Annotated in this window: 16 protein-coding genes and 1 pseudogene; 10 read left to right on the top strand and 7 right to left on the bottom strand. The window is 31.5% G+C overall.

Annotation, left to right across the window (positions count from 1 at the left end; translation table 11 throughout):
• The first annotated feature begins 67 nt into the window (after positions 1–67).
• Positions 68–271 carry a cold-shock protein gene (locus AC0C45_RS17895; RefSeq protein ID WP_016763693.1) on the top strand — a complete coding sequence of 68 codons (204 nt, stop codon included), beginning with the start codon at positions 68–70 and terminating at the stop codon, positions 269–271.
• Positions 272–536: 265 nt separating this feature from the next.
• On the opposite strand, the gene AC0C45_RS17890 is transcribed toward AC0C45_RS17895, so the two are convergent.
• Positions 537–737 (bottom strand): cold-shock protein, encoded by a 201-nt coding sequence (locus tag AC0C45_RS17890; RefSeq protein ID WP_013056497.1) that lies wholly within the window; start codon positions 735–737, stop codon positions 537–539.
• A 243-nt stretch (positions 738–980) separates the two neighbouring features.
• On the opposite strand from AC0C45_RS17890, the gene AC0C45_RS17885 reads away from it, so the two are divergent.
• Both AC0C45_RS17885 and AC0C45_RS17880 read left to right on the top strand, forming a co-directional pair.
• Entirely contained in the window at positions 981–1,121 is a 141-nt protein-coding gene (locus AC0C45_RS17885; protein ID WP_080743162.1) for an FbpB family small basic protein, read from the top strand.
• Between the two features lie 138 nt (positions 1,122–1,259).
• Positions 1,260–1,442 (top strand): hypothetical protein, encoded by a 183-nt coding sequence (locus AC0C45_RS17880; protein WP_034652942.1) that lies wholly within the window; start codon positions 1,260–1,262, stop codon positions 1,440–1,442.
• Positions 1,443–2,273: 831 nt separating this feature from the next.
• On the opposite strand, the gene AC0C45_RS17875 is transcribed toward AC0C45_RS17880, so the two are convergent.
• Positions 2,274–2,414 carry a hypothetical protein gene (locus AC0C45_RS17875; RefSeq protein ID WP_155276308.1) on the bottom strand — a complete coding sequence of 47 codons (141 nt, stop codon included), beginning with the start codon at positions 2,412–2,414 and terminating at the stop codon, positions 2,274–2,276.
• Between the two features lie 759 nt (positions 2,415–3,173).
• Between AC0C45_RS17875 and AC0C45_RS17870 the strand changes: the two genes are divergently transcribed.
• Both AC0C45_RS17870 and AC0C45_RS17865 read left to right on the top strand, forming a co-directional pair.
• Positions 3,174–3,614, top strand: a complete 441-nt coding sequence (locus AC0C45_RS17870) for a Spo0E family sporulation regulatory protein-aspartic acid phosphatase (protein ID WP_472928434.1) — start codon at positions 3,174–3,176, stop codon at positions 3,612–3,614.
• A 353-nt stretch (positions 3,615–3,967) separates the two neighbouring features.
• Positions 3,968–4,489, top strand: a complete 522-nt coding sequence (locus AC0C45_RS17865) for a hypothetical protein (protein WP_472928432.1) — start codon at positions 3,968–3,970, stop codon at positions 4,487–4,489.
• A 102-nt stretch (positions 4,490–4,591) separates the two neighbouring features.
• On the opposite strand, the gene AC0C45_RS17860 is transcribed toward AC0C45_RS17865, so the two are convergent.
• The gene (locus tag AC0C45_RS17860) at positions 4,592–4,831 is read right to left on the bottom strand and encodes a hypothetical protein (protein WP_237893831.1); all 240 of its coding nucleotides are present in this window, start codon (positions 4,829–4,831) and stop codon (positions 4,592–4,594) included.
• 116 nt (positions 4,832–4,947) lie between these two features.
• Between AC0C45_RS17860 and AC0C45_RS17855 the strand changes: the two are divergent.
• A pseudogene (locus tag AC0C45_RS17855) lies at positions 4,948–5,178 on the top strand (STAS domain-containing protein); the annotation flags it as partial.
• A gap of 475 nt (positions 5,179–5,653) precedes the next feature.
• Here AC0C45_RS17855 and AC0C45_RS17850 read toward each other — a convergent pair.
• The 3 genes from AC0C45_RS17850 to AC0C45_RS17840 form a co-directional block, all read right to left on the bottom strand.
• Entirely contained in the window at positions 5,654–6,640 is a 987-nt protein-coding gene (locus AC0C45_RS17850) for a DUF3231 family protein (protein WP_233335164.1), read from the bottom strand.
• Between the two features lie 166 nt (positions 6,641–6,806).
• Positions 6,807–7,160 (bottom strand): DUF3231 family protein, encoded by a 354-nt coding sequence (locus AC0C45_RS17845; protein ID WP_237893830.1) that lies wholly within the window; start codon positions 7,158–7,160, stop codon positions 6,807–6,809.
• Between the two features lie 26 nt (positions 7,161–7,186).
• A complete protein-coding gene (locus AC0C45_RS17840; RefSeq protein ID WP_237893829.1) occupies positions 7,187–7,807 on the bottom strand; it encodes a DUF3231 family protein in 621 nt (206 codons plus the stop codon).
• A 564-nt stretch (positions 7,808–8,371) separates the two neighbouring features.
• On the opposite strand from AC0C45_RS17840, the gene AC0C45_RS17835 reads away from it, so the two are divergent.
• The gene (locus AC0C45_RS17835; RefSeq protein ID WP_034652950.1) at positions 8,372–8,812 is read left to right on the top strand and encodes a YaiI/YqxD family protein; all 441 of its coding nucleotides are present in this window, start codon (positions 8,372–8,374) and stop codon (positions 8,810–8,812) included.
• Positions 8,813–10,494: 1,682 nt separating this feature from the next.
• Here the strand turns inward: AC0C45_RS17835 and AC0C45_RS17830 are convergent.
• Positions 10,495–10,719: a hypothetical protein gene (locus AC0C45_RS17830; protein WP_034652952.1), complete on the bottom strand. Its 225-nt coding sequence runs from the start codon at positions 10,717–10,719 to the stop codon at positions 10,495–10,497.
• 922 nt (positions 10,720–11,641) lie between these two features.
• Here AC0C45_RS17830 and AC0C45_RS17825 point away from each other — a divergent pair.
• From AC0C45_RS17825 to AC0C45_RS17815, 3 genes are all read left to right on the top strand, one after another.
• Entirely contained in the window at positions 11,642–11,914 is a 273-nt protein-coding gene (locus AC0C45_RS17825; RefSeq protein WP_047934059.1) for an HU family DNA-binding protein, read from the top strand.
• A 217-nt stretch (positions 11,915–12,131) separates the two neighbouring features.
• Entirely contained in the window at positions 12,132–12,287 is a 156-nt protein-coding gene (locus AC0C45_RS17820; protein WP_160309940.1) for a hypothetical protein, read from the top strand.
• 738 nt (positions 12,288–13,025) lie between these two features.
• A partial coding sequence (locus AC0C45_RS17815; RefSeq protein WP_335525278.1) for a cold-shock protein occupies positions 13,026–13,137 on the top strand: 112 nt, incomplete at its 3' end.

Genomic DNA, 13,137 nt, shown 5'->3' with positions numbered 1-13,137 from the left:
TAATTGATATAAATGATTATTACTCTTTTATAAGCTATAATGTAATATGAGGAGTAGTGATGTTAGTATGTATTATTACGGCAAAAGAAATCAAGAACCTTTAGCTCAAGAACAAACAGAGGTTTGGGAATGTACAGTAGAAGATTGTAAGGGCTGGATGAGAAAAGATTTCTCTTACGACAACCACCAAAAATGCCCTTTGTGTGGAAATCACATGGAAGCTGGAGAACGGCTTATTAATAAAATCCCCCTTAATCCCCATCGAAGATAATTTGTACCAATGCTATCGCATAGATTAAAAATTACTACTATATTATTTAATTGAAAATATAGTTAATTTATTTGCATTTGCTTTCTATTTCTAATGTATGTTATAACTAGTTATACCTTGTATCGATCGTCTTGTCTAAAACCCAGGCTTTTTTTTAAAGCCTGGGTTTTCTATTGAACTAATAGTAGATAAATCATGGTTTTCTAATTATAAGACCATAAAAAAAGACTCCTTCATAAGGAGTCCTTTTTGTTATCACTTTTAATTATGCTTTGTGAACGTTAGCAGCTTGTGCTCCACGTTGACCTTGCTCGATATCAAAAGTAACTTTTTGACCTTCTTCTAATGATTTGAAACCTTCACCTTGAATAGCACTGAAATGAACGAATACATCGTCTCCGCCTTCGATTTCAATGAAACCGAAACCTTTGTCTGCATTAAACCATTTTACTGTACCTTGTGTCATAATGTTGCCTCCTGCTGTGGAATCTTCCACAAATGTATTACCTTTCTTGCCCAATCATACTATTTCAAGATAAAAACTTCTGTTTAAGGTTTTTTCTTCTCTCAATCTTATACCGAACAAAAACAAGTTAAATGTAGTGTAACACATAGGGATGTCGATAGCAAATAATTGCTTTATTCCATTTAACCGTTATAATCATACTTGTCTACGGACTAAACTAAACAGTGAGAAAGAAGTGCCATTATGAGAAAGTTAAAACCCTCTTTTCAAAACCTAGTCAATGAAAATAGACATAAAATACTAGAAGATAAAAAGGTCATGGAAAAGATTGAAGAAAAAATTGAAGCTCGCCAGGAGCAGGCTATAAAGATGAAAACGAAATAAGAGTAGAATAAAAACATCCTATCTAAACGGATGTTTTTTTGTATTTTACTACTGTTGCATTTCTAGGTAAATGGCTTTTTACAGGATATTTCATCTGCTATGTCGAATCTAGCAAGTCACAAGAAAGGGGCTGTTAATATGAATTCAAAAGAACAAAAGAGGTTGGCAACTACTAGAAAACAAATGGAGAATGCTAAAGAACAAATTGATTTATCTTCCGAGTTAGAACAAGACTTGGAAAATTTAGGATTACAACGACGAATGAAGCAATTAGAGTTAGAAAGCAAGTTTCTAAAAAACCAGAATGATGAACTACTTTAATTCACAGCACCCATTCAGGGGTGCTTTTTCAACATTTTAATACTTTTACCTCAGCCCCCCTATCCATGATCAATACTTTCTCCCAGAGCAAACGAATAACAAAGATGGTTTATTCTCTTTTTGTCTAATTCAGCTCTGTCTATCTATGTATGTTTTATGATGACCTTCCATTAGTTTCTATTTACTTTAAATCAACGTGTTTCATTTCCAAAATAAATCTTTGATGGTCCAGATTACTTGATCTACAAAGGTTAATTCACGCTTATATCTCTTCCATTCCTTCTCATAGTTAACCTCAATATGACATCCAAAAAAAAGAGCTAATCGTCTAGTTGAAATATTTTTATAATGGCTTCTTTATGCTTCTTCATAAATTATATTAAGACACAACAAAATTTGACAAAATAAAAAACTTAACCTTATCCTATACTTAAAGATAAACTCAAAGAGTTGAGTTATAACATAAATGGATAACATGCAGCGCTTTATAGAGTTAGTTTTACAGTTTGAACAATCCTTAAATAGAAAGCTAACTAATCAAGAAAAGGAATTCCTAATGTGGGTTGTAAAAAAGAAAAAACAGATAGAAGCGTAATTCTGAATTAATTACTCCTATCTGTTTTAGTAATGAAGGGTAGAGCCCTTCTTTTCAATTCTTCTTCGAGAATAAGAATGTTTGATCATGTAACTTCTCCTTTACCTGTACAAACCCTCCCATAACAAGTAGCTCTAAATGTGTTGTATTATCTTCTATCCCAAAAGTTTTACATAATTCATATCGAATTTTCACAAGTCCCAATTCGTCTAATTCCCTTACAATACCTGTTCTTTTTATTTTATCTGAATTAAAACCTTTGTTCCACTAGGCAATTGATCGACGTGATAAGATATCAAAGAACCTGTGCTCCGATTATCAGCAGGCTTAGCATACTCAATTTCTACACCTGTTCCTCCTTCACCACAAAATGTCATTGAAAATTCACTTCTATCATAACCTTACTTAATAGGAAGCCTCTTTAAAGATTGGCTTCTGTTCTCTTCTGCCCCATCAGGATTAATTGTACAAATAGCTGACTTACCCTTGTTAATGGCATGTTCAGTATGTGCTGCGGTTTTAGAGTATTTATCAGTCGGAAAATAGATTACTTTATCTATCATAGGATGTGGTACTTTCTTGTGACGAAGAGAATAAATCCTTTAAGTCAATATTTTCTACGTCAGTCACATAAGCTAAAATCAACAAAATAAAAATAATCCAGTATATGATTTTTTTCAATTTTCTCAACTCCTTCACTAAAAATAGTAGTATGAGAAACACTCAGAATTGCAATTAATGGACAATGACCCTCGAAATAAAGAATATCTTCTTCTGGTAGATTCTCAATAACAATATTTCAACACTTATGCACCAGAATCCCCTTAACTATGTATAGCTAATTTATGATTAAGGTTTTCCAATATAGATAGCCCCAAAAAGTACACCTTTTTGGATTGGGGAAAAATGACTTAAAAAACAGCTATCCCATTCGAAAAAGTATACTTTTTCGAATGGGATAGCTCATTAATGTCTATATTTTTTGTGTTTTCTTGTAATTTTTTGATATGTTTTGTAGAAACCATTTTCATTCTATCTTATATTGCTCATAATATTTTTTATTGGCTCTATCTTTTTATTATAGACCTACTAAATTTCCTAGAAACTGAAAAATTTCGATGAGGTGCGAAAAAGCTATGTCAATGCTAATCAATTCAATAGGTCAAATAAAAGACTTACGAAAGTACATTGCAAAAAAAAGGAAAGAATTAATTGATCTAGGTAGTAATTATGGACTTTTAGATAAAAAAACAATTAAGTGTAGTCAAGATTTGGACAAGCTTATAAATTTGCATATGAAATCTTATTCTAGTTCAACTAACATGTTTTTAGATTACGGAGGGGATCTACCTAGAATGAGACACTCCTATAGTAATTATAAAATTAGTGATTTCAAATATGAGGTAAAAGCCGTTGAGCTTGCAAGAAGTAATATTCGTTTTTGTTCTGCCCAATTGATTGCTCATTCAAATCTAGCAACATTTGGAGTATGTACTGCTTTAGTTCTAGTTGATAATGGAACTAAAGCAGGTTTTGTTGCCCTTCAAAATTTACGGAAGTTAACAACTCGTTCGTGAAAATCTATCTTTTATAACGCTTTAAACTAAATGTATAAATACTTAAAAAACATCAGATTAGAAAAACTGATGTTTTTTTAAGTACTTTAAACTCAGAAACTGATACTAATTTAACTTTTCCTAATAAATCTTGTAACTCAATTTCACAAGTCCCATTGTTATATAACCACAAAACAGTATACTTTTTTCTTTAAATATAACATTACAATCAACCTTTACTAATTATCCTTTCAAACACAAGGTTTTCTGAATAATCCTTTAAGGATACTAATTCATTAGTGTCCTTTTTTTTTCGAGAAAACAGGGAATCTTTTAAGGCTCGTCGTATTAATAGGGATAAAGAGGTGATTGGGTTGACACAATTAATTATTAATGATGTTGAATTTAATGTTGAAAATTTTGAAGAAAAAACAATTACACATTCCCCTACAGGTGAGCAGCTAAAAAAGATTGGTTTTGCATTTTCGGTTATAGGAAAAAAAGATTATAACTTATATGACTTCTTTTTCGAGAGCCCCGATTTTGAGCTTACTATTGTTGATACAAATGAGAAACTCAAAATGGAAAATATTTCACACAGTACTTTTTATCAAGCTGCAGAGATATCAGATGACACAAAAGTCGTATTTAGAATTAAGCTACAACAAGAACCAGCCAAAGAAAAAGAACTTACAAAAGATCAGAAATTGATGGTAAATGCCGTAAATGAGGTTGTTTTATCTAGAGTAAGATTTAAAGCGTTAGAAGAAGTACTAGAAGAGAAAGGAGTATTCAAAGGCGATGAATTATTTGATAAGATTGAAAAAGTAACTAAAAGAGACTTTGAAATGTTAAAGAAAGAAATACTGGATGATAAAGAAGAAATAAACATGTAAAAGCACCTCTATTTTATCAAGGTGCTTACGTGTTTTTCTATAAAGAGCCCTTTCGTATAGTATTTCTGAGAATACCTATTATGTAAACTTTGAAATGAATTATTACTCAGTGACTTCTTTTTCCACAGTACTTATTATTCTATACAAAGCTAAAGATGTAGTCTCCACATCCGGAAAATATTCAATATGGCCTGTTTCAATATTCTTCACTTGAAAATTCTTTAGTTCTTTAGAATAACTGAGAGAAAAGGTATGATTTCCACTACAAAAGGTATGAGTGATTTCACTATCTTCATATCGTAATAACGTTTCTAACATTTCTTTGATTTTTATTATTGCCATGTATCACCAAACCCCTTTCTCACTATTTAAAGAAATTTTACAAATTAAGGTTTAATCCATTTTAACATAGGGTATATTTATAAGTTATTACCTTCAATAATTGAAATAAAGATTTATTAATTATAGACCTTTCTGGAGCTGTTAACATGGAGATGCATGTTATTGATCATTTTCAGAAAGTGTTAACTGGAATTTCAATGATGGGATGTAAAGCTATTCTTACAGGTTTACGTGCTGACCTAGTTAGGACCATGATTCACTCAGGAATCTCCTTTGAAGAAAAGGCAGAAACAAAAGGAACGTTACAGCAAACATTAAAAGAATACCTAGAACTCCACCAGATATAGGATGAATAGAGAGGTTTTCTCTACACGTAGAAATAGAGATGAGTTTGTGCAATTAGAAGTGTTGTTGAAAAAGTAAATAAAGTTTATTCTACCTGAATAACCATTACTAAGATAACCCTGGATTTATAACTCTAGGGTTGCTTTACTATAGTACCGATAATGGTGCGACAAGAAGTCGCTTTCTTACAGTATAGCAAACGCTACTCATCTAGACGCAAAAGCAATCTCCGTCCAAAACGGCATGCTTGGTAACGAGCCTGTCGTTTGCATGAGGAAATGCGGAAACGGAGGAGAAATGCTGCATGGTCTAGAATACTGCTAGGAGAAAATAGGTATGGTAAACGAAAGTGAAGGGGCTCTCTCGCCGGTTGGCACTCAAACACGATTGTTGGAGTGCTAAGAGGGTCTTCGTATAAAGACATTGTCGATTCCTTAATGCCTCCCGGCCCGCCTACCATTGACAACTGTGTAGCCCTTACTCTGAAGATAAGTCTTCTCTATCAGCAGCTTCGGGCGGTGTTTCCATCCACCCATTTTCTATCATGATATCGGCTGCGTCATGAACAAATCCTGTTATATCCTTTAAAAAATCTGCATACATTAGCGCTAAATCGCGTCTTCCGTTTACTGCTACTGAATTTCCAAAATTTCTTACTCTCATTGAAAACATATCCATCTTATGAAAAACCATTAATTTATCGGAAAAAGGAGAAAATGTTGAAGTTGTCACTAAATGATCAATTAGTTCTGGAGAAGGCAAGTTATCATCATGAAGTTTTTTTATATAACCTTCAATCGCTTTATAAGTAAGTTCTTCTCCTTTTATAAATAAATTTCGAATCTTTTTCGTTTTTGTAACTTGACTAAACGCCATTACCAAGGCTTTGCTTGCCACATTTGTCTCTAGATTATCGTATAAATGAGCAATTTCTAACGCATGTAAAGGTCGTACATCTCCAATGAAACCTTTTAAATAATTTTTATGTGCTATATTTACTTTTTGTGGTGCCGGAATAATAGGCGATTTAATAACCCACCCTTTATTTATTGAAACATCTTTGATATGTTCACCCAATTCTATAGTTGACTCCATACAATAAAGAGAAAATTTCCTTATATCCGCTCTATACATTAACGGTATTCCTACACTGTAAAGACTAAGCCCTACTTTAGTTACGTATCTTAAATAATGTACATAGAACTCATCTTCAAATAATCTTGGAGCAGCAAGATTAACATCATCTTTTGTGAAACCATTTGGAATGGGAATGTTCTCTTTTATGAAAGTATCTTTTATAGTACTTTGAAATTCTTTACTCAAGTTTAATGCATTTTCTAATAACTTCTTTACATCTTGGTCTTCCACATGTTGGAGAAAATAACTTAGAATACATGTAGCCATGCTATTACCCATATATATAGCCCAAAGTTTACCTATTTCCGCAGAATTTAATTTTTCCATATGAAATCTCCTAAACCGATTTTTTCTTAGATTTACCATTAAAAGAATATCTATTCTTCTAATCCCTAAACTATAGTTTTTCCAGAAAAATTATTTAAATAAATCTCAACCTGTGCATTGGTAAAGTAAGATGCTCGATTAACGTCCTGTTGTCTTATTCTAAACTTTAATTATGAGGCAATTCCTTTCGATCATTTGCTTGAGGAGGTTTCTCTATCCATCCTCTTTCAATCATAATGTTTCCCCAACTTATAGTAAGTTTTAAATCCCTTAGAATAGATGCTTCACAATGTGTTATTACACCTATCCTCATACTTGTAGCCATAGCATTGGAGTAATATATCATTGCTAAATTAAACATAAACCCGGCATGAAATAACATTAATTTATCTGAGAAAGGAGCTACTTTCGAATTTGTAACTTGGGTGTCTAATAACCCTGGAGAATGAAGGTTGGCTTCATGTAATATCGAAGAAAAAATACCAATATGTTTGTTGCACAAATTTAAAGCATCACCCATAAATTTATGTGCTTTTTTGTCCTTAGTTACTTGCTGAAACCAAGAATAATCCCCTTTGCTGCAATACTCTTTCTCAAATTAAAGTATATATTTGAAGCCTCCATCGTATTTAAAGGCCTTTTCTTCCCCAATATGTCCATTGCATATCCTAAGTCCGTAATGAATTCACTGTTTTGTGGCGTAGAATAATAAGGATCTCTTTCATAAATTCCTTTAGATAAGAGAATATCAATTGATTTATTATAAACGTCCATCGCATCAATATTACATTGATAGTAATGATCCCGTATATCTTTTCGAACTGAGCCACTAAAAGACATACCATATCCTGATAATCCATGAATTGTCATATCATGTATGTACTGTAGCCAAAAGGAATCTGTAAATAAAGAAGAAGCTTGCAGGTTTACATCTTTATCCGTGAAGCCATTTGGTAGAGGGAAATTCTCGTTATTTAAAATCTTCGTTAACACTTTAAGATGCTTTTCAGATAATCCTAAACAAAATTCGAAAAGGGATCGAATTCCGGAGTCTTTAACGGTTGCTAATACGTATTTGCTAATACAAATTGCCATTGTTTCCCGAATGTATTGTACCCACAGGCTTGTAATTTCTGAGGAAGTTAATCTATTGTTGTTTCTGCTCAAATTTGTTACCTCCGATAGGATATAAATGCTATACAATAGATTATCCTAATATTTTGCACTTATGCATTATGGTAACAAATCGCATTCATAGTAAAGACCACATACTATTGAACTACCCCTATTGCTAAACATAAAAATCTAATGATAAGAAGGTACACCTTTTTATACTATAGGAAAACTAATGACAAAATGTCTATTTACTCTACTAAATACATCTTAATATACGCACAAAAAGTAATTAATCTTTTTATACGTTAGGAGGTTACGTAAGGTCAAATTAGCTTCTCATTTTCTCTTATAAATCACAATTAGAACAATCTTGATTGTTCAGAAATAGACGCAAAAGCTTATCAAGAACAAATCGTAAAAAGTTATAAAAAAATAGATAGTGATACATATTAGTCATGTATAATATGTATCACCATTTTACTTCTTGTTCAACAAACGCGCCTTTTAATAAAACAACTGTTTTTTAATGATTTTAGGTAAACCATCTTTATCGTTTGATAAAGGATAAATTTGCCATTATCATCAACTCAAACTTATTTACAGGGAGAGGTTAAGATGAAAATTTATGTTGATGCCGATGCTTGTCCGGTAAAAGATATCATTATCTCTGAAGGTACGAATGCTGAAATTCCTGTTATCCTTGTTACTAGCTTTTCTCATTTTTCTAATGTGGAACAACCATCAGGAGTAGAAACCATTTATGTTGATTCTGGAGCAGATGCTGCGGATTATCGTATTATGAGGTTAGCAGAAAAAGGAGATATAATCGTTACGCAAGATTATGGTCTTGCTTCGCTAGGTTTAGCAAAAGGGTGTGCGGTACTTCACCATAATGGGTCTAGCTATACAAATGAAAACATTGACCAATTATTACAAACACGTTATTTGAGTGCAATGGCTCGAAAAAGTGGAAAGCGTACAAAGGGGCCAAAACCATTTACATCAGAAGATAAAGAGAAATTTAAGGGGCTTTTTAAAAGAGCGATTTCACGTTAAAAAAGAATCATCCATTGTTAAGAAAAACCTAGAAAAATAAATTGTCCAAATATTAAACTAACCTGCTCCGTTAGCTTAAGTACATTTCTTAACAATATTCTCTATTTACGGAGGTAAGAAAGCAAAAGAACCTTTGGGGCGGTAGGCTTCCACCAAGGATTCTTTACCCGAATCATGCAAATTTTTATGCATCGTTGATATGACTGCATTCTTTGGATAGTTGAAAGAAACAAGAACATATAAAAAGTGCACCTTGTATATATATGCTTATACGGAAAAATATAGTATCTCCAGCAAAAAAGTGCTATTGTTTATTTGCAGTTATTTCTTTCATATTCACCTACGTGTGAACCCTATTAAAAGCAACCTCGCTTGCCAATACCGAGGTTGCTTTTTATTTTGTTAACGATAATAATGACTTTCACCTCGTATAATAGATTTAAATATTTTGTCCGTAAAAGTATATTTTTCATTTAAATAGACGTTTTTTGAATCATTTTTTCATTGTCTAAAAAGGTGTACCTTTTTAGTCTATGTATGTTAGGCAAACCTCACCATAGACTATCTATACATATTTATATTAAATAACCCTTCACTAATCGAATTACGAGGCCTTTATATATATTTTTTCGTTAGAAAAATATATAAGCCTGAAGGCTGAAAATTCACCCTAAAGGTAACTGATCTAGTTAACAAAATAAAAGGCTACACCATTCTGAAATGATGTAGCCTTTTATTTTTAAGTATTAGATGAAATTTGTAAAAAAATAAGCAATTCCTCTACGAATATATCATATTTATATGAGTAATGAATAAATTTTTTTGGATGTCTGTGTATGTATAATGGAAGGATTACAATAGAAATTAGGAAAACACTGTTTGAGTTAACTTATATACTGGGGGTCATAGTATGGTAAAGAAATGGTTACTCATATCAGAGAATAGCGAGATATCCCCTGATCCAAATGACACTATAAGTCTGGACGAATGGGAAAACGAAGGTGGGAGAATAATAAGGAGTATGAAATGAAATAAAAAAGAATCCTTTGTTGTTTGCAAAGGATTTACTTCGGTTAGTTTATATAAATTAACTATTAACACGGTAAAATTAATTATAAAGTTAGCTCTCTAAACTATAATGTGCATTTTTAGCAATTTCCTGAATGGTCATCAAATAACAGAGTTGTAGAGCAGAGTATTTGATAGGGAAAGTTTAAAAATGTTAGAATTTTCATGATGAAATGTATGACAAAAGACCGTATAATAACCTTTATAACCTTATTTAAGGTCACCTATTCTGTCTCATAAAACAACAAAAAGCTATTTTATCATCTTTGAAATAGCTTTTTGTTGTTGACGGTAATGAAATTTGTAAATACAGCTTCTATAATATTATAAATTGTCATACAAATATTGATTTAAAAACCTATCTCATTTGAAATGTACCCCAGGTGTTAGACAAAAACTAAAAATGGATATTTCTTATGCAAGAAGCTAAGAACTTGGGTTTATCAACCAATATGGTTAGACATTTTATAGTGCAAAATCAAAAGAAGCCTCTTCCTATCTAAAAGAGGCTTCTTTGAGTGGATTTTTTCTATTTTTAATTTCATACTATCCACTTTACTAAAAAAAATTATTTAGTGTATCTTACAAACTTTATTCAAAAAGAGGGTTCTATTTTAAACCTTGTTTTGGGACAAGTTAATAATTTTATGTAAAATCTCACAAGCTTCATCCCAATTACAACAATCAACTACTTCACCCGTAGAGAGTATGATTATTTCAAACGTTTGAGAGTTTTTAGAATAAAATAAATTAAGAAGCCCTGGAATGGTATGAGTAATATCACAATTTTCATACTCCATTAAAATATTTAGCATGTTTTTAACTTCTAGCAAAGTCATTCGCTTATTATGCCCCTTCCATTATGAGACAACAGTAAGTACGAATTAATCACATTATGTATGTTAATTTTCTAAATTAATACGCTGAAGGTAAAAAAAAGGCCTCTAATATGTGATCAATAATTAATTTTCAATTTAAGGGAGTTTATTCATTTACTGTTTTATATAAAAGAAATTAGTTTTTTATTTTAGATTTAATTTACGTTATTTAAAACACATTAAAATTAAATACTTATAGATTTATTGTTTATTTGTCATATATATAACAATTTCTTAGAAGGGAAATAGAAGATAGATTCGTATAGGATAAGAAGTAAAAGTTCATTTTTGCCTGGGTTAAGTGTAAATAATGAAATGTTTAATATTTACTTGATTACATCTGTGTATTTCTTGAAAGAGAAAGTCTCTCCATTTAGCAAAAATGGGTTATTGGCAAAATGGATTTTAAAATAAAAAATATAATTCTTTAATCTCTCCTGTATATTAATCTATAAAACTGTCCAAACTAATAACGTATTCCCCCCTATTCCGATAAATTTGAAAATCCTTTGCCTATCAGCAAAGGATTCTTTTTTATTAAGTACAATTTATTATAAATGATTTTACGTAATGTGAATTATCAGTAAAAGAAGACCCCTAAGTAAAGGTCCTTGTTGTTTTAATATTGATTACCTGTGGCTCTAAGAGAAGAAGCTCCAATAAACTCCCCAACTGATTGAGTTCTTTTTATTTTAAGTTTCTGTGGGACATGCGTTTATTATAGCTATAGAGAATTAACTGTATTAAAGAACTTGTTATATATTGTATATTAATTAAAGGGTATTTACCTACTTTTATCTAATCTTATAAGAGAGCAAGTGCATAAAAGCTAGGTTATTCTCCTAATATACTTGCTTAAACAAATGAAATGAGGTGTTTGACTATGAATAAAATAGAACTAATAAGTGCCGTTGCAACAAAAGCAGGTCTAACACAGAAAGACGCTACAAAAGCTGTGAATGTAGTATTTGAAACAATTGCTGCCGAACTTGCCAAGGAAGAAAAAATCCAACTAATTGGCTTTGGCACATTTGAAGTACGAGAACGTGCAGCACGAACAGGTCGAAACCCTCAAACAGGTGAAACAATGCAGATTCCTGCTTCAAAAATTGCTTCCTTTAAAGCAGGGAAGGAATTAAAGCAAGCTGTTAAATAACCTCGTGTATCTACAATGGATAGAAAAGGTGCCTTGTTTTGATTTTTATAAAGTAATATAAGTTTATAAATTAAACACCCATTTGCCTTTATTTCTGCATATATACTCTGCTTCTTCAATCAAATCCTTTCACAAAGATAATTATTGTCCCATTTCAAAGACTTTTTTCATTTTACGTAAAATTTTTTATAAACTTATTCAAGAGGGAGCAAATCGGATGTCACAAGAAATCGAATTATTGAATATGGGAATTCATTTATGTAAAGAGATTAGGGATTTATTAGAAGAGAGAGAGCATAGGAATTTAGTTTTTCAACAATTAGTTACAAAAAATGATTTCTCCCCCTTGCCTTTAGAATATGAGAAAAAATAATCTCTTTTAAATGACATAAACCATAGGTGAGGTGTACAGAAAGACAATTTAACTTTGTTTTTTTGTTATTTATTTACACGCAAAAATCCAGATTATGTGTAGACTTACCTCCATGCAGATATTCTGCATAAATCGTCATCAGCAAAGGTTTATTAAATTTGAACACTGGGTATTATCAAATCAAGACGATGTGTTAATAGTACCGCCCGTGCATAGGGTGTGTCCTCCCCATTCAATGAAAAATGGCGCCTAAACGGCGTCATTTTTTATTTGTAAACAAGTTTACGGATTCTAGCGCGTAGGTTGCATTTATATGAAAAAGGTATATAGATTCCTATCTAATAGAATCTATTTTTACGTCACTATTCAAATTTTTTTTTGAGTAAACTTCCCTTTCTTTTGGACAGATCGGTCCCATTGTGCTCTCTCATCTAATTTAGGTTCATATTGATGAATACAATGCATAATGCATTGTGTGGGCAACGGTTAATTTTCGATCTTCCATCATTTCCATGTTTAGAAGGTCACTTATAAATATGTTGAAGTTTTTGCATGATAACCTCATTATGATGTATATAATCATACCCTAATGATCTTTTAGTGAAGTGGGTAACGATAAAGAACGTTAGAAAGATCAAATTAATTTAAGTTTAAAGTGCCTTTATTCGGATAATATAATAAATAAGCTAGGTTTAATTATAATCTGGTTTATTTTCTATATTCTAGGAGGCAACAAAAATGGAACACGGTAAAGTAAAATGGTTTAATGCTGACAAAGGTTTCGGATTTATCGAGCGCGAAGGTGGAGAAGATGTGTTTGTTCATTTCTCAGCTATTCAAGGGGAAGGTT

The organism is Priestia sp. VA7, assembly GCF_055710015.1.
This window is presented reverse-complemented; position numbering and strand designations above follow the sequence as displayed.

What these genes read in the sequence shown, in the direction of transcription:
- AC0C45_RS17895 (WP_016763693.1), top strand. Translation starts at nt 68, where the DNA reads ATGTATTATTACGGCAAAAGAAATCAAGAACCTTTAGCTCAAGAACAA.
- AC0C45_RS17890 (WP_013056497.1), bottom strand. Translation starts at nt 737, where the DNA reads ATGACACAAGGTACAGTAAAATGGTTTAATGCAGACAAAGGTTTCGGT.
- AC0C45_RS17885 (WP_080743162.1), top strand. Translation starts at nt 981, where the DNA reads ATGAGAAAGTTAAAACCCTCTTTTCAAAACCTAGTCAATGAAAATAGA.
- AC0C45_RS17880 (WP_034652942.1), top strand. Translation starts at nt 1,260, where the DNA reads ATGAATTCAAAAGAACAAAAGAGGTTGGCAACTACTAGAAAACAAATG.
- AC0C45_RS17875 (WP_155276308.1), bottom strand. Translation starts at nt 2,414, where the DNA reads ATGACATTTTGTGGTGAAGGAGGAACAGGTGTAGAAATTGAGTATGCT.
- AC0C45_RS17870 (WP_472928434.1), top strand. Translation starts at nt 3,174, where the DNA reads ATGTCAATGCTAATCAATTCAATAGGTCAAATAAAAGACTTACGAAAG.
- AC0C45_RS17860 (WP_237893831.1), bottom strand. Translation starts at nt 4,831, where the DNA reads ATGGCAATAATAAAAATCAAAGAAATGTTAGAAACGTTATTACGATAT.
- AC0C45_RS17850 (WP_233335164.1), bottom strand. Translation starts at nt 6,640, where the DNA reads ATGGAAAAATTAAATTCTGCGGAAATAGGTAAACTTTGGGCTATATAT.
- AC0C45_RS17845 (WP_237893830.1), bottom strand. Translation starts at nt 7,160, where the DNA reads ATGGGTGATGCTTTAAATTTGTGCAACAAACATATTGGTATTTTTTCT.
- AC0C45_RS17835 (WP_034652950.1), top strand. Translation starts at nt 8,372, where the DNA reads ATGAAAATTTATGTTGATGCCGATGCTTGTCCGGTAAAAGATATCATT.
- AC0C45_RS17830 (WP_034652952.1), bottom strand. Translation starts at nt 10,719, where the DNA reads ATGACTTTGCTAGAAGTTAAAAACATGCTAAATATTTTAATGGAGTAT.
- AC0C45_RS17825 (WP_047934059.1), top strand. Translation starts at nt 11,642, where the DNA reads ATGAATAAAATAGAACTAATAAGTGCCGTTGCAACAAAAGCAGGTCTA.
- AC0C45_RS17820 (WP_160309940.1), top strand. Translation starts at nt 12,132, where the DNA reads ATGTCACAAGAAATCGAATTATTGAATATGGGAATTCATTTATGTAAA.